This is a genomic window from Duganella zoogloeoides, from assembly GCF_034479515.1.
In the GTDB taxonomy this organism is placed as follows: Bacteria; Pseudomonadota; Gammaproteobacteria; order Burkholderiales; family Burkholderiaceae_D; genus Rugamonas; species Rugamonas zoogloeoides.
The window spans coordinates 4,387,065-4,405,930 of sequence record NZ_CP140152.1; the positions used below are offsets into that span (position 1 = coordinate 4,387,065).

Below are 18,866 nucleotides of genomic sequence, written 5' to 3' on the forward strand. Positions count from 1 at the left end.
ACAGATGTTAAACCATCTCCAGCGATTTGGGGCAGTTAAAACAAGATAAAACGACAATGCCCGGTAAATACCGGGCATTGTCGTTACAACAGCTCTTTTGTCGATGCTACATCAGTGGCCGCTGGCACCGTCCGCGCCGATACCGGTTTCCGAACGCACGGTCTGTGCTTCAAAGCCGTCACGGTCGATGCGCGCGCGCGGGCCCTTGTCGGTGATCGAGAACAGCCAGATGCCGATGAAGCCGACCGCCATCGAGAAGATGGCCGGCGACGCGTACGGGAACAACGGCTCGGCCTTGCCGAACACATCCACCCATACCGACTTCGACACCACGGTCAGTCCCACTGCGGTGAACAGGCCGAGGAAGCCCCCGACGGTCGCGCCACGGGTGGTGCAGTCTTTCCACAACACCGACATGAACAGCACAGGGAAGTTGGCCGAAGCGGCGATTGCAAATGCCAGCGAAACCATGAACGCGATGTTCTGCTTCTCGAACACGATGCCCAGCACTACGGCGACGATACCGAGCGCGATGGTGGTGATTTTCGAGACGCGCAGTTCGTCGGCGCCGGTGGCCTTGCCCTTCTTGATCACGGTGGCGTAGATATCGTGCGATACCGCCGACGCGCCGGACAGGGTCAGGCCCGCAACCACCGCCAGGATGGTGGCAAATGCCACGGCCGAAATGAAGCCCAGGAAGACGTCGCCGCCCACGGCCTTGGCCAGGTGCACCGCTGCCATATTGTTACCGCCCAGGAGCTTGCCGGCAGCATCCTTGAAGTCCGGGTTGGTGCCGACCAGAACGATGGCGCCGAAACCGATAATGAAGGTCAGGATGTAGAAGTAGCCGATCCAAGTGGTGGCCCACAGCACCGATTTGCGTGCTTCTTTCGCGTTCGGGACGGTGAAGAAGCGCATCAGGATGTGCGGCAAGCCGGCGGTACCGAACATCAGCGCCATGCCGAACGAGATCGCCGAAATCGGATCCTTGATGAACGTGCCCGGACCCATGATGGCATCCTTGTTGGCGTGAACTTCCACGGCCTTGGCAAACAGTTTTTCAGGGCTGAAGCTGAACTGCGCCAGCACGGCCAGCGCCATGAAGCTCGCACCGCCCAGCAGCATCACGGCCTTGATGATCTGCACCCAGGTGGTAGCGGTCATGCCGCCGAACAGCACGTAAATCATCATCAAGGTACCAACCAGGACGACCGCGATCCAGTATTCGAGGCCGAACAGCAGCTTGATCAACTGCCCGGCGCCGACCATCTGCGCGATCAGGTAGAACGCCACCACCACCAGGGTGCCGGAGGCGGCGAAAATGCGGATCGGCTTTTGCGCGAAGCGGTAAGCGGCAACGTCGGCAAAGGTGAAGCGGCCCAGGTTGCGCAGGCGCTCTGCCATCAGGAACGTGATGACGGGCCAGCCGACCAGGAAGCCGATGGCGTAGATCAGGCCATCGTAACCGTTCAGGAACACTGCGGCGGAGATGCCGAGGAACGAGGCTGCCGACATGAAGTCGCCGGCAATCGCCAGACCGTTCTGGAAACCGGTGATGCCGCCACCGGCGGTGTAGAAGTCGGCGGCCGACTTGGTCTTGGCGGCAGCCCACTTGGTGACCCACAGCGTGAAGACCACGAAGACGCCGAACATGGCGATCGCGGTCCAGTTGGTGGCCTGCTTGGTAGCCTGGCCCAGGTCGCCGCCGGCGGCGTACACGACGCCGCTGACTGCGGCGCCGATCAATGCGGAAGCGACCACCGCCAGTTGACGGTTCGAGGCGCTCATGCTTTCACCCGTGCGGCGATGGCGGTGGTGAGATCGTCGTATTCGCGGTTGGCGCGACGCACGTAGATGCCGGTAATGATGACGGTGAAGACGATCACGAACAGGCCGATCGGCATGCCCCAGGTCATCACGCCATCGCCGGTTTTGGCAGCCAGCAGTTCTTTGTCGAACGCGATCAGGAGGATGTAGCCGTAATAGACCACCATCATCAGCGCGGTCAGTATCCAGCCGAACCGGGAGCGCGCCTTGACCAGTTTATGGTAATTGGGGTCGGCTTTGATTTTTTGAACCAAATCGTCATGCATCATCTGTCTCCATTTATTGAGGAACCTGCCCATTTAGCTGAGCTTGAACCCACAATAAGCTGCGAGACTTACCGCTGGCTTACACGCACTGTTATTACTTACGCCCTCACCCATCCTTCCATCAGGATGCGCGCGCTGCGGCTCATCACCGCTTTCACCACGCTCCACTCGCCATCTTTTTGCACCGCAGCGGCGCCCACGCGCAGGGTACCCGACGGATGGCCGAAGCGCACGGCAGCGCGTTCGCCGCCGCCGGCGGCCAGGTTGACCAGCGTGCCGGGAATGGCAGCAGCCGCGCCGATGGCCACGGCGGCAGTACCCATCATGGCGTGGTGGAGTTTGCCCATCGAAAGCGCGCGTACCAGCAGGTCGATGTCGCCCGCGTGAACCTGCCTGCCGCCAGATGCCGTGTACGACACCGGCGGCGCCACGAAAGCCACCTTGGGCGTGTGCTGGCGTTGTGCGGCCTGCTCCAGGGTTTGCACCAGGCCCATGCGCACGGCGCCGTGCGTGCGGATGGTTTCGAACATGGCCAGTGCGCGTGCATCGCCATTGATCGCGTCCTGCAGTTCGGTGCCGGTGCAGCCCACCGCCTGCGCCTCGATGAAGATGGTGGGGATGCCGGCGTTGATCATGGTGGCCCGCAGCGTGCCGATGCCGGGCACCTCGAGGTCGTCGATCACGCGCCCGGTGGGGAACATGGCGCTGTTGGTGCTATTGGTGCTATTGGTGCTATGGGCGCCATTGCCCTCCTCGTCCGCCGCCGGGTCGAGGAATTCAAGCACCACTTCCGCCGCCGGGAAGGTCACGCCATCGAGTTCGAAGTCGCCCAGTTCCTGCACTTGGCCGCCGGTCATCGGAATATGGGCGATGATGGTCTTGCCGATATTGGCCTGCCAGATGCGCACCACGGCCACGCCGTCCTTCGGCACGCGCGCGGCATCGAGCAGGCCTGACTGAATCGCAAATGCACCCACGGCGGCCGACAGGTTGCCGCAGTTGCCGCTCCAGTCCACGAACGGCCGGTCGATGGCGACCTGGCCGAACAGGTAGTCGACGTCGTGATCCGGCCTGGTGGCCGGCGACACGATGACAGCCTTGCTGGTGCTCGACGTGCCGTTGCCCATGCCGTCGATCTGTTTGCCGTAGAGGTCGGGGCTGCCGACCACGCGCAGCAGCAGCGCGTCGCGCGCCGCGCCCGGGGTTTGCGCGTCAAGCGGCAGGTCTTGCAGGCGGAAGAACACGCCCTTGCTGGTGCCGCCACGCATATAGGTGGCGGGAATCTTCGTTTGCTGGGTCATCATGCGGCCTATGCTGTTTTATGCTGTTGCAGGAAATCCTGGGCAAAGCGCTGCAGCACACCGCCCGCTTCGTAGATCGAGACTTCTTCCTGGGTGTCGAGCCGGCAGATCACCGGCGTTTCCACCCGCTCTCCGTTGCGGCGATGGATCACCAGCGTGAGCATGGCGCGCGGTGTGCGCTCACCCACCACGTCGTAGGTTTCGGTACCGTCCAGCGCCAGCGTCAGGCGGTTGACGCCGGGCGTGAACTCCAGCGGCAACACGCCCATGCCCACCAGGTTGGTGCGGTGGATGCGTTCGAAGCCTTCGGCGGCAATCGCTTCCACGCCGGCCAGGCGCACGCCCTTGGCGGCCCAGTCGCGCGAGGAACCCTGGCCGTAGTCGGCGCCAGCCACCACGATCAGCGGCTGCTTGCGCTCCATGTAGGTTTCGATGGCTTCCCACATGCGCGTGACGGTGCCTTCCGGCTCCACCCGCGCCAGCGAACCGGCGATGACTTTGCCGTCCGCGCCGCGCACCATCTCGTTTTTCAGGGTGGGGTTGGCGAACGTGGCGCGCTGCGCGGTCAGGTGGTCGCCGCGATGGGTGGCGTAAGAGTTGAAGTCTTCTTCCGGCAGACCCATTTTGGCCAGGTACTCGCCGGCGGCGCTGTCGGCCATGATGGCGTTCGACGGCGACAGGTGGTCGGTAGTGATGTTATCGCCGAGCAGCGCTAGCGGACGCATGCCGGTCAGCGACCGCGCGCCAGCGAGCGCGCCTTCCCAGTACGGCGGGCGGCGGATGTAGGTCGTTTGCGGGCGCCAGTCGTACAGCGGGCTCACTGCCGCGCCGTCGTCAACCTCGCGCGCGAACATCGGGATGTACACCTTGCGGAACTGTTCGGGTTTCACACTGGCCGCGACCACGGCGTCGATCTCGGCGTCCGACGGCCAGATGTCGGCCAACTTGACCGGACAGCCGGCGGCATCCACGCCCAGCACGTCTTTTTCGATATCGAAGCGGATGGTGCCGGCAATCGCATATGCCACCACCAGCGGCGGCGAGGCCAAAAAGGCCTGCTTGGCATACGGGTGGATGCGGCCATCGAAATTGCGGTTGCCCGACAGGACGGCGGTAGCGTACAGGTCGCGCGCGATGACCTCCTGCTGGATCACGGGATCGAGCGCGCCGGACATGCCATTGCACGACGTGCAGGCGTAAGCCACCACGCCAAAGCCCAGTTGCTCCAACTCGGGCATCAGTCCCGCCGCTTCCAGGTACAGCGTGACGGTCTTGGAGCCAGGCGCCAGCGACGACTTGACCCATGGCTTGCGTGTCAGGCCGCGCGCGTTGGCATTGCGGGCCAGCAGGCCGGCGGCGATCATGTTGCGCGGGTTGTTGGTGTTGGTGCAGCTGGTAATGGCCGCGATGATGCAGGCGCCGTCGGGCATCAGGCCCGGTTCGTTTTCCACCACGCCGCTGATGCCGCGTGCTGCCAGTTCCGACGTGGGCACGCGGCTGTGCGGGTTCGATGGCCCGGCGATATTGCGCACCACCGACGACAGGTCGAATGTCAATACGCGCTCGTACCGCGCGGTGGCCAGCGCGTCGGCCCACAGGCCGGCCTGTTTCGCATAGGTCTCCACCAGGTTGACGGTTTCCTCCTCGCGGCCCGTCAGGCGCAGGTACTTGATGGTCTGCTCGTCGATGTAGAACATGGCGGCGGTGGAGCCATACTCGGGCGCCATGTTGGAGATGGTGGCGCGGTCGCCGAGCGTGAGGTGGGCGGCGCCTTCACCGTAGAACTCCAGGTACGACGACACCACTTTTTGCTGGCGCAGGAATTGCGTCAGCGCCAGCACGGTGTCGGTGGCGGTAATGCCTGGCCCCGGTTTGCCGGTCAGCTCCACGCCGATGATGTCGGGCAGGCGCATCCACGAGGCGCGGCCCAGCATCACGCTCTCCGCTTCCAGGCCGCCCACGCCAATGGCGATCACACCCAGCGCATCGACCATCGGCGTGTGCGAATCGGTGCCGACCAATGTATCTGGAAAGGCCACGCCGTCCTGCGCCTGGATCACGGGCGACATGCGCTCGAGGTTGATCTGGTGCAGGATGCCGTTACCGGGCGGGATCACATCGACATTCTTGAACGCCTTCTTGGTCCAGTCGATGAAGTGGAACCGGTCCTCGTTGCGGCGGTCCTCGATGGCGCGGTTTTTAGTAAAGGCCTCGGGATCGAAGCCGCCGCACTCCACCGCCAGCGAATGATCGACCACCAGCTGGGTTGGTACCACCGGGTTGACCAGCGCCGGATCGCCGCCCTGCAGGGCGATGGCGTCGCGCAGGCCGGCCAGGTCCACCAGCGCGGTCTGACCGAGGATGTCGTGGCAGACCACGCGCGCCGGGAACCACGGGAAATCGAGGTCGCGGCGGCGTTCGATCAGCTGCCCCAGCGACGCATTGAGCGTGGCGGGGTCGCAGCGGCGCACCAGGTTTTCGGCCAGCACGCGCGAGGTGTAGGGCAGCCCGGCCCAGGCGCCGTTTTGAATGGCATCGACGGCGGCGCGCGCGTCGAAGTAGTCGAGCGTGGTGCCAGGCAGCGGTTTGCGGTATTGCGTGTTCATCGGCGTAGTCATTACGAACGGTCCTTGATCGGCACGAATTGCAGGTCTTCGGGGCCGACGTAGTTGGCGCTGGGGCGGATGATCTTGTTGTCGATGCGCTGCTCGATCACGTGCGCGGCCCAGCCGGACGTGCGCGAAATGACGAACAGCGGCGTGAACATCGCGGTGGGCACGCCCATCATGTGGTACGACACGGCCGAGAACCAGTCCAGGTTGGGGAACATTTTTTTCACGTCCCACATCACGGTTTCCAGGCGCTCGGCAATGTCGAACATTTTCATCGAGCCGCCGTCCTGCGACAGCTGGCGCGCCACTTCCTTGATCACCACGTTGCGCGGATCGGAAATCGTGTACACGGGATGGCCGAAGCCGATCACCACTTCCTTGTTAGCCACGCGGTTGCGGATGTCGGCTTCCGCCTCGTCTGCATTTTCGTAGCGCTTCTGGATTTCGAACGCGAACTCGTTGGCGCCGCCGTGCTTGGGACCGCGCAGTGCGCCGATGGCGCCGGTAATGGCCGAGTGCATGTCCGAACCCGTACCCGCGATCACGCGGCCGGTGAAGGTGGACGCGTTGAATTCGTGTTCGGCGTACAGGATTAGCGACGTGTGCATGGCGCGCACCCAGCTCTCGGGCGGCTTGAAGCCGTGCAGCAGGTGCAGGAAGTGACCGCCGATCGAATCGTCGTCGGTTTCCACCTCGATGCGCTTGCCGTTATGGCTGTAGTGGTACCAGTACAGCAGCATCGAGCCGAACGACGCCATCAGGCGGTCGGCGATGTCGCGCGCGCCGGGCACATTGTGGTCGTCCTTTTCCGGCAGCACGCAGCCGAGCACCGAAGCGCCGGTGCGCATCACGTCCATCGGGTGGGCGGCGGCCGGCAATGCTTCGAGCGCGGACTTGACCGCCTGCGGCAGGCCGCGCAGCGAGCGCAGTTTGGCCTTGTAGCCGCGCAGCTCCCCCCCGTTGGGCAGCTTGCCGTGCACCAGCAGGTAGGCGATTTCCTCGAACTCGCTGGTGGTGGCCAGGTCCAGGATGTCGTAGCCACGGTAGTGCAGGTCATTGCCGGTCTTGCCGACGGAGCACAGCGCGGTGTTGCCGGCCGCCACGCCGGAGAGGGCGACGGATTTCTTGGGTTTGAAAGTGGTAGTGTCGGTCATGATGATCTCCTGGTATCCGTCATTCCCGCGCAGGCGGGAATCCATGCTGAGCATGCATTGCGCCGGCGCGAAAGCGACGATATTGACTGGTTATTTTTTTTGCGCAGCGAAGAGCGCATCGAGCTTCTGCTCGAAGCTATGGTAGTTGATCCGTTCATACAGCTCGGCGCGCGTCTGCATGGTATCGAGCACGTTTTGCTGGGTGCCGTCGCGGCGGATCGCGCCATACACATTTTCAGCGGCCTTGTTCATGGCGCGGAACGCGGACAGCGGATAGAGCACCAGGCCCACGTCGGCGTCGCGCAGCTCGTCCACCGTGAACAGCGGCGTGGAACCGAATTCGGTGATGTTGGCCAGCACCGGCACTTTTACGGCGGCGGCGAACTGTTTATACATCTCGAGGCTGATCATCGCCTCCGGGAAGATCATGTCGGCGCCAGCCTCCACGCACGCCACCGCGCGCGCGATCGCCGCGTCCAGCCCTTCGACCGCCAGCGCGTCGGTGCGGGCCATGATCACGAACTGGTCGTCGGTGCGCGCATCGACGGCGGCGCTGACGCGATCGACCATCTCCTGCTGCGAGACGATTTCCTTGCCGGGGCGGTGGCCGCAGCGCTTGGCGCCCACCTGGTCTTCGATGTGCATGGCGGCGGCGCCGGCCTTGATCATGGTCTTGACTGTGCGCGCGACGTTGAAGGCCGAGGCGCCGAAACCGGTATCGGCATCGACCAGCAGCGGCAGGTCGCACACGTCGGTGATGCGGCGGATGTCGGTAAGCACGTCATCCAGGCTCGAGATGCCCAGGTCGGGCAAGCCGAGGGAGCCGGCCGCCACGCCGCCGCCCGACAGATAGATGGCGCGGAAACCAGTGCGCTTGGCCAGCAAGGCGTGGTTGGCGTTGATGGCGCCGACGACCTGCAACGGCGATTCTTCTTGTACGGCCTGGCGGAATGCGGCGCCTGCGGAACGACTCATGGGTGACCTTTCAATGTTGCGGTGAAGTTGGGTGACACTTTGCAAGAGCCGTGCCACCCGCCACCTCCTTTAAAATCAATCACTTGATGATTTTCGATGTTGCAAAATTGTTTCATTTTGAAACATCGAAACAACTGCACTACAATTGAAACATGCGCCCTCCTCCTTCCCTGCCGCTCGATCCTGACGACAAGCCCGTCATCTGGACCGTTTCCGTCTCGCGCCTCTCCGACGTGTTCCGCCATATCACGCTCGAATACGACAACCGCGCCACCATCGAACAAATCCACCTCGGCTTCGACGACGCCGTGCGCCATATCCGCGCGCGCCTGGCCACCGAGCGCTGCGACGCCGTCATCGCCGCCGGCTCCAACGCCGCCTACCTGAGAAGCCGGCTGTCGGTGCCGGTGGTCGTGGCACGCTTCAGCGGCTTCGACGTGATGCAGGCGCTGGCGCGGGCGCGGCGCGTGTCCCCGCACGTGGGCATCGTCACCTACCAGGAGCGGCTGCAGGAGCTGGCCGAATTCACCACCACCTTCGACATCGACGTGGCACAGCGCACGTATGTGACCGAGGAAGACGCGCGCGACCAGGTCAACGATTTAAAAGCGGCAGGCATCAAGGCCATCGTCGGCGCCGGCCGCATCACCGACCTGGCCGAAGAGGCGGGGCTGACGGGCGTGTTCGTGTACTCTGCGGCCTCGGTGCGGCACGCTTTTGACGATGCGCTGGAGCTGGCGCGCCTGACCCGGCTTGAAATGGACCGGGGCCGGGGCCGCGCACGCGGCGCCACCACGGGCGCCGCGACCGATACGCTGCGCGCCCGCCACGGCATCACCGACTTGCGCGGCGAATCGGTCGCCATGGAAGCGGTGCGCCAGTCGGTGGTGCTGTATGCGAAATCGCCAGCCACGGTGCTGATACAGGGCGAAACCGGCAGCGGCAAGGAACTGGCTGCGCAGGCGATCCACAACGAAGGGCCGCGCAGCCTGGGACAGAACCGGCCGTTCGTGGCAGTGAACTGCGGCGCCATCGCAGAGTCGCTGCTCGAATCGGAACTGTTCGGCCATGAAGACGGCGCGTTTACCGGCGCGCGCCGGGGCGGCCATGCCGGGCTGTTCGAGGCGGCCAACCACGGCACCCTGTTCCTCGACGAGATCGGCGAGATGCCGCTGACGCTGCAAACTCGTTTGCTGCGGGTGCTGGAAGAACGGCAGGTGGTGCGGGTGGGCGGCACCCGGCCCATCGCCGTTGCCGTGCGCATCATCAGCGCCACCCACTGCGACCTGGAGCAGCGCGTGCGCGACGGCCGCTTCCGCGCCGACCTGTTCTACCGGCTGGCGGTGCTGCGCCTGGCGCTGCCGCCGCTGCGCGCACGGCCCGGCGACGTGGTGGCGCTGGCCGAATGGTCACTCAAGCATGCGCTGGCGTCGCTCGGCGCCCGGCCGCACCCCAACCTGCGCGCCGAGATGGCGGCGTGCGCACCGCTGCTGCAAGCGTACGCCTGGCCCGGCAATGTGCGCGAACTGCGCAACCTGGCCGAACGCCTGGCGCTGTTCCTGGCGGCCGAGCCACTGCAGGCGCTCACGCCCGCGTTCATCGCTGGCGTGGCGCCGGAGCTGGCAGGCCATGGCGGTATTGACGCCGGTGTTGGCGCTGATGTTGGCAACACCGGCGCGGGTAGCGCGGCCGCCGGCGCCACTGCATCGTCGCTCAGCATCAGCCGGGCGCATCGCGAGACGGCAAGCACGGCAGAGGTTCTGGCCCGCTTTGGCGGCCGGCGCGACGCGGCGGCCAATTACCTGGGCATCAGCCGCACCACGCTGTGGCGCCGGTTGCGCGCGGAAGATGGCGGCCAGGCCGCCGCACCTTGAAAAACACCGTCACTGCGCCGATGCGGTCAAGTTAACCGCCGTACTTCCCGCCAAAGCGGGAGTCCATGCCGAGCACATGGTCACGCCGTTCATCACCTGCCAGCGACCGCTCATCCACCAGCGGTCGCCGCCCGTGAACCCCACCGCTAACATGGCCACACCTACCCATCACGGAGAAACGCCATGTCCTTCGCCCGCACCGTTGCCGCCATCACCGCCAGCTTGCTGTTCGCCTCAACGGCCATCGCCGCCCCTGCCTTCAAGATCGACGTCACCGGCAACGCCACCGGGGCACCGATGATCCTGATCCCGGGCCTGGCGTCGTCGGGCGCGGTGTGGGACGGCACGGTTCAGCGCTATTGCGGCGCGCGCCGCTGCCACGTACTGACCCTGGCCGGCTTTGCCGGCTTACCCGCCATCGACGGCCCGCTGCTGGCAACGGCCGAACAGCAGCTGAGCGAGTACATCGCCGCCAACAAACTGGCGCAACCGGTGATCGTCGGCCACAGCCTCGGTGGCTTCCTGGCGCTGAAACTGGCCGCCGACCACCCGGAACAGGTGGGACGGCTGGTGATCGTGGACAGCCTGCCGGCCATGGCCGCCATCCAGATGCCCAGCATTACCGGTCCGCAGATGAAGGAAATGGCAGCCGCCGTGCGTACCCGCATGCTGAGCAGGGACACTGCCGCCCAACAGGCCGGCCAGCTGCAAACGCTGCGCACCATGATCACCGGTGCAGACGATGTGCAGCGCGCACTGGCGTGGGGTCAACAGTCGGACCGCACCACGGTCGCCAACGCGATGGCGGAGTTGATGGGCGAAGACCTGCGCCAGGAAGTCTCCCGTATCAGGGCGCCCACGCTGGTGCTGGGCAGCTGGATCGCCTACAAGAACTTCGGGAACAAGGAACAGTTCCAGCAGGCCTACCAGGGTCAATACAGCAAGCTGGCCGGCGTCAAGGTGGAGATGGCGGACACCGCGCTCCATTTCATCATGCTCGACGACCCAAGCTGGATGTATGATCGCATCGACCAATTCCTGAAATAAGCCCAACGTACGCTCGTGACCGACCGCCGCCCCCTGCCCGCCCGCCTGCCCTGGTACTGGATCTTCCAGCTGGCCGGCTGGAACTTCCTGCCGCTGTTGATGGTGGCTATGACACCAAGTGCGCAGCGCACGCTGGCCGCGCTGGCGATCGGCTACTGGGGCGTGGCGGCGGGCCTGCTGATTTCCCACCTGTGGCGGCGCTTTCTCAAGCGACGCATACAAGCCAGGGTGCGGGTGTCGTGGAAAACCATTGCCCTCGCCCTGCCTTTGCTCAGCGCCGTGCACACGACGGTGCAACTCGTCGGCTATTTCGTCATCAAGCCGTTCGGCGAGGTGCGTAACGCCGGCTGGCTGCCGGGCGCGCTGCTGTTCTGGTGGGGCGTGTACCTGGTCTGGACGATTTTTTACATGCTGGTTGCCTACCTGCGCCGCAATGCCCGGCTCGAGGCGGAAGCGCTGCAACTGCAACTGAGCGCCCGGGAAGCCGAACTGCGCGCCTTGCAGGCGCAGGTTAATCCGCACTTTTTCTTCAACAGCATGAACAGCGTGCGCGCGCTGGTGTACCAGGACCAGGACGCGGCCGCGCAAATGATCGACCAGCTGGCCAGCGTGATGCGCTACGCGCTGCAATCGGGCCACCACGATACGGTGCCGCTGGCAGCCGAAATCGAAGCGGTGCAAGCCTACCTGGCGATCGAGAAAATCCGCTTCGAGGAACGGCTGCGCATCGCCATCGATATCGGTCCGGGCATGGACGCGGTGCGCATCCCGCCCATGACCTTGCAAACGCTGGTTGAGAACGCCGTCAAATACGGCGTGGAGGCCAGTCCCACCGGCAGCGACATCCGCATCCGCGCGTGGCGCGACGCCGACCAGGTGGTGCGCATCGACATCGCCAACCATGGCGCGCTGGCGCCATTCACCGATTCCACCCGGGTGGGGCTGGCCAACACGCGCCAGCGGCTGGCATTGATACTGGGCGCCGGCGCCCGGCTCGACCTGACCGAAGACGGTGGCTGGGTGCGCGCCACCATGACCGTGCCGGAGCTGCCATGATGCCAACCATGCGGGTACTGCTGATCGATGACGAGCGCCTGGCGCGCGCCGAATTGCGGCGCCTGCTGGCGGGGCACCCACACGTGGACATCGTCGGCGAGGCGGCCAACGCCGCCGACGGCGTGCAGCAGATCGCTGCGTTGAAACCCGACCTGGTGTTCCTCGACGTGCAAATGCCGGGTGGCAGCGGTTTCGACATGCTGGCCGCCCTCGACGCCGCGCCGCAGGTGATTTTTACCACCGCCTTCGACCGCTATGCCTTGCAGGCGTTCGAAGTCAATGCGCTCGATTACCTGCAAAAGCCGATCCAGCCCGCGCGCATGGCGGCGGCGCTGCAGCGCTGCGCGGCGCAACGCTTTACCAATGTGCTGCCGGCAGCCACACCCGCCGCCATGCCTCAAAAAATGTTCATCAAGGACGGCGAGCGTTGCTGGTTCGTCGCCCTCGACGACATCCGCCTGTTCGAGTCCGAGGGCAATTACATGCGCGCCTATTTCGACATGCACCAGCCGCTGATGCTGCGCTCCCTGAGCCAGCTCGAAGCACGGCTCGATCCGCAAAGGTTTTTCCGCGCCAGCCGCCGCCATATCGTCAACCTCGGCTTTGTCGAGCGGGTGGTGCCCAATGACGCGGGGGGGCTGGATCTGACGCTGCGCGACGGCATGGAAATAGAGGTATCGCGCCGCCGCGCCGCCCAGTTCCGCAGCCTCACCAATTTCTGAGGGCGCTCAGGCGCGCAGCGCATCCGCCGGCGCCATGCGCATGGCCACGCGCGCCTGCCGCGCTATCGCCAGCAGCGCCACCATGACAGTCATTGCCAGCGACAGCAGCAAGGTCCAGTAGCCGCCCGGCGCATGCGCCACGTAGCCGGCCAGGTAGCGCTGGATGGCCAGTGCCGCCGGCGGCAAGCCGATGATGGCGGCCACCAGCACCAGCACGCCGGTTTCGCGCACCACCAGCAGGCCGATATCGCTGCTGCGCGCGCCATGCAGCTTGCGCAGCACGATCTCCCTGGCGCGGCGCTGCACGGTGGTAGCCGACAGCACGTAGGTGCCGAACGCGGCAATCGCCAGCGCGATGGCGGTGGCAATGACCAGCAGCGTGGACAGGCGCGATTCGTCGGCGTAGTTCGCCGCCAGGATAGCGCTGGCGCGCTGGGTGTGCATGATCGCATCAGGGAAGTAGCGCGGCCACAGGTCGCGTACCATCGCTTCCACCTGCGCGGCCGGAACCGCAGCACGCACGCTCAGCGCCACGCCTGCCGTCCATAGCTCGTAGGCGGTGGCGCGCGGCGCCTCGCGCAGCGTATGGAAATGCAGGTCGGGCGCGATGCCCACCACGCGCTTGCGCACGACCTTGCCGTCGAAACCGGTAAACAGCACCACCTGTCCCACCGCAGCCTGCGGCGAGGCAAAGCCAAGGTCGCGGGTGGCAATCGCGTTGAGCACGGCCGGTACCGGATCGTCTTCCTTGTCCAGTGCGGGCTGGAACAGCCGGCCGGCTTCGGGCGCGATGCGATACAGCTGGAAGAAATTGGCGCTCACGCCTTTCATTTCCATGCCCGCACCAGGACCGCCCTCACGCCGCAGTTCGCGCGTCCACGCCTGGTCGAGCCTCCCCACCGGGTCTTCCGAAATGGCGATGCCCTGCACGCCCGGCTGCGCAGCCAGCGCGGTCATGAACGCGCGCGCGGGCGCGCTGTCCCGCACCGGCGCCGGCAGATCGACGATGACGAACGGCGCGGGATCGAAGCCCGGCGAGACGTGCAGCGCGAACGCGGTCTGCCAGGCCACGGCGGCGGTCACGCTCACAAAGCCCATGGCGATCGCCACCTGCCCGATAGTCAGCGCGCGGCGCCAGCGCATGCCGGCCATCGATTCGCTGTTCCCACGTCCGGCCAGCACCTGCGTGGGCAGCACGCGCACCGCGATCCACGCCGGGTACAGCGCCGTCGCCATGCCCAGCAAGGCGCCCAGCGCCAGCGCGGCGGCGATGTGCGGCAGCGACAGCAGGCCATCGAGGTCGCGGTTCATCAGCAGCGAGAACTGCGGCAGCGCCAGCCACGCCAGCACCAGTCCCAGCACGGTGGCCACCACGGACACCGCCACCGATTCCACCACAAAGTGCAGCACCAGGCGGCGCGCACTGGCGCCCAGAACCTTGCGCACCGCCACCTCGCGCTGGCGGCGCAGCACGCGGATGGTGGCCAGGTTGACGTAATTGATGGCAGCCAGCGCCAGCACCAGCAGCGCGATGGCGGCCAGCGCGGCAACCACCGCCGGGTTGGCACGGTTGCCGGGCTTGAACACGCGGTTGCCCTGCACCTGGTGGTCGAAGTAGGCGCGGCGCAGCGGCGTGACGCCGATGTCCATGATCTTGCGCGGTCCCAGCCGCGCCAGCGTTTCGGGCGGCACATTGCGCAGGCTGGGCGCGCGATCGACCGCCTGCTGCAACGCCGCGACGATGGCCGGCAGCGCAGCCTCGGACTTCACCCGCAGCAGCACCTTGCCCATCCAGCCTTGCTGGCCGGTGAGCAGTTCGTCGCGCACCATCGGGTCGGTGAGGGTGGAGTTCGCGCCCAGCAGCGAGTCGAACGGGATCGTGGTGGTCGGTGGCGGCGTGCGCACGACCGCGCCCACGCGCACCGTCTTGCCTTCGGCCTGCATGGTGCGGCCCATGGCGTCGGTGGTGCCGAACAGCCGCTGCGCGGTGGCCTGAGTGAGCACCACGGCATCGGGCTGCGCGAGCGCCTGGCGCAGGTCGCCCTGCACCGCCTGCAATTCCAGCATGTCGGCAAAGCCGGGCAGCACCAGCAGTCCCTGCAAGTGCTGGCGGTGCTCGCCGATGCGCACCACCAGCGGCGTGGTCTCGGGGCGCGACGGGAAGAACACGGTGGCGTCCACCACCCCGGGCGTTGCCAGGGCGGTCTGGCGCAGGAAAGCCGGCGCCACGTCGTGCAGCGGCGATTGGGGATCGACGTTGTAGCGCTGCGTGACCACGACCATCCGGTCGGCGTTAGGTACGTGCGCATCGTATTGCAGCGAATAGCGGACGTACCCGAGCAGCAGGATGCAGGTGCACAGGCCGACGGCCAGGCCGAGGATCACGACCAGCGAGTAGCCGGGTTCGTGCAGCAAGGTGTGCCAGCCGATGCGGAAGTCCTGGAGTTTCATTGCGTGTCCTGAAGTGGCGATGCCGTGACATTGCAACTAGCGTGCCACGGCACTTTCCGCGCCGGGAATCGCGCATTCAGCACCGGCTGTTCATAGTCGAACACCGGCGCTGTCCGCTTTCGCACACCTTACTTCAACGCGGGAATCTTCTGCGGCGTATAGGGCTGCACCGGCTGCGCCTTGAGCTTTTGCGCCAGCAGGTCCAGCGCCACTTCCAGCTGGCGATCCTGGCCGGTGAAGGTAGCATGCGGCAGGTTGTCCACTTCCACGTCCGGCGTCACGCCCACGCCTTCGATCAGCCAGTGGCCGTCGGCCGTATTGAACTGGCCGTTCTGCGCCACCCGCGCCATGCCGTCGTCGCTCAGGCGATTGTTATCGCTGAGCCAGACGCCGGCGCCGGCAGTGCGCATACCCACCAGCGGCGCCAGTCCCAGGGCTTTGACGCCCGCTGCAAAGGTCTCGCCGTCGGAATACGTCAGCTGGTCGATCAGCACCACCAGGTGGCCGCGGAACGTGGTCTGCATATTCGGTGCGGGCTGGCTGCCCGGCGACGACCAGAACGCCCACGCCTTGCGCAGCAGTTTTTCGATGATCCAGCTGTCGATATTGCCGCCGTTATTGCGGCGCACGTCGATGATCAGGCCTTCGCGGTTGACATTGGCGTAGAAGTCGCGTGCGAACGAGGCGATGTCGCGCGCGCCCATGGCGCGCAGGTGCAGGTAGCCGATACGTCCGCCGGACGCCGCCTCCACCTGGCGTGCGCGGCTCTGTTCCCAGTCGCTGTAGCGCAGCGCCGCTTGCCTGGTCATGTCCACCGGCAGCACGATCACCGGCCGGCTGCGGTTGTTTTTGTCCTTGACCTGCAACAGCACCTGCTTGCCGGCCTGGTTGAGCAGCAGGTCGGCGATGTCGCGCGCTTCGCTGGCCGGCTTGCCGTTGACGGCGGTGATGATCTCGCCCTCCTTGATGTCCACGCCGGCCTGCGCCAGCGGCCCGCGCTCGGACGGCAGCTCCGGTTCGCTGCGGTAGATGTGATCGACCTGGTAGCCATCGGCAGTACGGGTGAGCAGCGCGCCCAGGCCGGCCGGCGTGCCTTCCGGCGCCGAGCGGCGCAAGTCGCCGGGACGGATCTGCGAGTGCAACGCGCCCACTTCGCTCACCATCATGCCCAGGATATCGTTGAGTTCCGCGCGGTCGGTCACGCGCTCGACCAGCGGCGCATATTTCTGGCGCATGCCGGCCCAGTCCACGCCGCGCATATTGGCGTCGTAGAGGAAATCGCGGTGCATGCGCCAGGCGTCGTTGAACATCTGCTTCCACTCCAGGCGCGGGTTGGACGTGAAACTCCAGTCGTCCACCTTGACCCTGGCCTTGGAGATATCGGTTGGCGCCTTGGCGCCCGCATCGACGATGATCATCTCGCCCGGGCCGGCGGCAAAGGTGCGGTAATAAACGTGTTTCTTGTCGCGCGCCAGGTCGAACTCGCGCACATTGCTGGCAAAGGTTTCCGGCTGCGGGCCGTTGGCGGCGATGGCCAGCGTCTTCAAGATGGCTTTGCCGCCTGGATCTTCGCTCTCGAGGTAGTACAGGCGCTTGTCGTCCATCGCCAGCGCGCGGTAGTTCCCCGGCGCCAGCGGCACTTCGTACAGGCGGTCCTGCAGGCCGGCAAACACGATGGCCGGCAGGGTCTTGCCGGCGCTGGCCTTCGGCTTGGCGTCGGTGGTCTTGGCGACTTTTTCCACGGCTTTTTCTGCCGCTTTTTCAGCCGCCTGTTCGACTGCCTTGTCCTCGGTGCCGACCGCGCTCTTTTCGCCCGGCAGGCTCAGTTCATCGTCCGGCTTGAACGGGAAGCGGTTACCCGGCTGCAGCGCCAGCGCATACACGCCGGTGCGCTTGTCGAACACGGGCCCCATGTTGCGGTCGCCCCACGGCGAACCGTTGGCCAGCGTGAAGTTGCGCGCCGAGAGGAAGTACAACCACTTGCCGTCCGACGAAAACACCGGCGCGCCGGAAGTGAACCGGTCGCTGGTGACGAACGCCAGCTGTTTCGAGGCCAGGTTGTACAGGCCGATCTGCTCGCGCTGCTCGGTGCTGGCGGCGCGCACGATGGCCAGGTTTTTACTATCCGCCGACCAGACGATTTCGTCGTGCTTGTCCACGCCCGCCTTGCCGGCATCGTCGATCACGACATTGGTCTTGGTGGCCAGGTCCAGCAGCCAGAATCGGCCCTTCTTGTCGGTGTGGCCAAGCCAGCGCCCGTCCGGCGACGGGTACAGTTGCCAGCGATGGCTGATGCCGTCTTTTGTGAGGCGTTCGCCCGGACCCGAGCCGTCGGCCGGGTACTTCCAGATTTCGTTTTCGCCAGTGGTATCGACGATGGCGTACACCGAGCGCTCGTCATGGCTGAACACCGCCTCGCGCGCCCGCGCGCCTTCGGAAATCGCGATTTCCACGCGGCGCTGGGCGCCGGTGCCGGCCAGGCTCACGCGTCCGCGCGCGGTGAGCACCAGCCGTTCGCGCGTGGCCGCCAGCTGAACGTTGGTCAGCTGTTCCAGCGGCGAGCGGATCTGGCGTGCGCGCTGCTGGTCGAAGTCGGACACCAGGTCGATCGCCAGCGGGCGGTCGTTGGCCGACGCCAGGTCCAGCACGTGGATATCGGCGCCCAGCTGGTAGGCGATACGGCCGTCGCCCAGCGCGGCGTTGCGCACGTCCCATTCCTTGTGGCGCGTGTGCTGGCGCAGGTCGGCGCCAGCGGCCGTCATCGACCAGATGTTATCGGCGCCATCGCGGTCGCTGATGAAATACAGGCGACCCTGCCACCACATCGGTCTTTTGCTGTTTCCGGCATCGGACGCCAGCAGTTGCACCGCCTCGGCCTTGCCATCGACATCGTAGCGCCACAGCTGCGCGTGGGCGCCGCCCCGGTAGTTCTTGACGTTGTCGTTGGTAAGCGCCAGACCGTAGCGGGTGAAGTACAGGGTCTTGCCGGCGTCGTCGAGCACGGCGTCGTTGGCGTCGGCCACGGCAAACACGCGGCGCGCCAGCGTGGTGGGTGTGACGGCCGCAACGATGCGGTGCGCCGACGGTCCCTTGCTGTCCTGGGTACTGACCAGCACCTCGCCCTGCGCGGTCCATCCTAGCACCGTCACGGCGCCGTTCTCGAACGTGATGCGCCGTGGCAGGCCGCCGGCGAGCGGCATCACGTAGGCTTCCTGTGCGCCCTCGTAGGCGCCGGTGAACGCCACCCAGCGGCCGTCGTGCGAGATGGCGGCATTGGTTTCGGCAGCGGCGTGCGTGGTCAGGCGCTGGGCCGCGCCGCCCTGGGCGCCGGTCTTCCACAAGTCGCCTTCGGCGGTGAACACCACGGCGTCGCCACGGATGGCAGGGAATCGGTAGTAGGCTTCGGCGGCGTGGGCGCCGATCTGGGTGGCCAGCAGGCCAGCGGACAGCAACAGTTGCGACAGGCGGGACAGTTTCATGGAGACCAGGTTAAGTTGTCGGATTGAACGACAATTCTGGCACAGCTCGGGCTGCGGCAGGCAAAAATCGGGACGTAAAAAAACCCGCACCACTTGCGTGGG

At 65.8% G+C, this 18,866-nt stretch carries 12 protein-coding genes; 4 read left to right on the forward strand and 8 right to left on the reverse strand.

Annotated features, from left to right (window positions below):
* Nucleotides 1-111: 111 nt before the first annotated feature.
* The 6 genes from SR858_RS19425 to prpB form a co-directional block, all read right to left on the reverse strand.
* The gene (locus SR858_RS19425) at nucleotides 112-1,788 is read right to left on the reverse strand and encodes a cation acetate symporter (protein ID WP_019921895.1); all 1,677 of its coding nucleotides are present in this window, start codon (nucleotides 1,786-1,788) and stop codon (nucleotides 112-114) included.
* Entirely contained in the window at nucleotides 1,785-2,093 is a 309-nt protein-coding gene (locus SR858_RS19430; protein ID WP_026637295.1) for a DUF485 domain-containing protein, read from the reverse strand. The genes SR858_RS19425 and SR858_RS19430 overlap by 4 nt, the downstream gene beginning before the upstream one ends.
* Before the next feature lie 98 nt (nucleotides 2,094-2,191).
* On the reverse strand, nucleotides 2,192-3,397 hold the full coding sequence (gene prpF, locus SR858_RS19435; RefSeq protein WP_019921893.1) for a 2-methylaconitate cis-trans isomerase PrpF: 1,206 nt from the start codon (nucleotides 3,395-3,397) through the stop codon (nucleotides 2,192-2,194).
* Nucleotides 3,398-3,402: 5 nt separating this feature from the next.
* Complete coding sequence (gene acnD / locus SR858_RS19440; RefSeq protein ID WP_019921892.1) at nucleotides 3,403-6,000, reverse strand: Fe/S-dependent 2-methylisocitrate dehydratase AcnD; 2,598 nt, start codon at nucleotides 5,998-6,000, stop codon at nucleotides 3,403-3,405.
* An 11-nt stretch (nucleotides 6,001-6,011) separates the two neighbouring features.
* Complete coding sequence (gene prpC / locus SR858_RS19445; RefSeq protein ID WP_026637293.1) at nucleotides 6,012-7,160, reverse strand: bifunctional 2-methylcitrate synthase/citrate synthase; 1,149 nt, start codon at nucleotides 7,158-7,160, stop codon at nucleotides 6,012-6,014.
* Between the two features lie 90 nt (nucleotides 7,161-7,250).
* A complete protein-coding gene (gene prpB / locus SR858_RS19450) occupies nucleotides 7,251-8,135 on the reverse strand; it encodes a methylisocitrate lyase (protein ID WP_019921890.1) in 885 nt (294 codons plus the stop codon).
* A 152-nt stretch (nucleotides 8,136-8,287) separates the two neighbouring features.
* Between prpB and prpR the strand changes: the two genes are divergently transcribed.
* From prpR to SR858_RS19470, 4 genes are all read left to right on the forward strand, one after another.
* Nucleotides 8,288-10,009, forward strand: a complete 1,722-nt coding sequence (gene prpR, locus SR858_RS19455; RefSeq protein ID WP_019921889.1) for a propionate catabolism operon regulatory protein PrpR — start codon at nucleotides 8,288-8,290, stop codon at nucleotides 10,007-10,009.
* 183 nt (nucleotides 10,010-10,192) lie between these two features.
* On the forward strand, nucleotides 10,193-11,056 hold the full coding sequence (locus SR858_RS19460) for an alpha/beta fold hydrolase (RefSeq protein WP_019921888.1): 864 nt from the start codon (nucleotides 10,193-10,195) through the stop codon (nucleotides 11,054-11,056).
* Nucleotides 11,057-11,071: 15 nt separating this feature from the next.
* A complete protein-coding gene (locus SR858_RS19465) occupies nucleotides 11,072-12,112 on the forward strand; it encodes a sensor histidine kinase (RefSeq protein ID WP_019921887.1) in 1,041 nt (346 codons plus the stop codon).
* Between the two features lie 8 nt (nucleotides 12,113-12,120).
* Nucleotides 12,121-12,834, forward strand: coding sequence for a LytR/AlgR family response regulator transcription factor (locus tag SR858_RS19470; protein WP_026637292.1), 714 nt, complete (start codon nucleotides 12,121-12,123; stop codon nucleotides 12,832-12,834).
* A 6-nt stretch (nucleotides 12,835-12,840) separates the two neighbouring features.
* On the opposite strand, the gene SR858_RS19475 is transcribed toward SR858_RS19470, so the two are convergent.
* On the reverse strand, nucleotides 12,841-15,285 hold the full coding sequence (locus tag SR858_RS19475; protein ID WP_019921885.1) for an FtsX-like permease family protein: 2,445 nt from the start codon (nucleotides 15,283-15,285) through the stop codon (nucleotides 12,841-12,843).
* A 128-nt stretch (nucleotides 15,286-15,413) separates the two neighbouring features.
* Nucleotides 15,414-18,764 carry a S41 family peptidase gene (locus tag SR858_RS19480; protein ID WP_019921884.1) on the reverse strand — a complete coding sequence of 1,117 codons (3,351 nt, stop codon included), beginning with the start codon at nucleotides 18,762-18,764 and terminating at the stop codon, nucleotides 15,414-15,416.
* Between the last annotated feature and the right edge of the window lie 102 nt (nucleotides 18,765-18,866).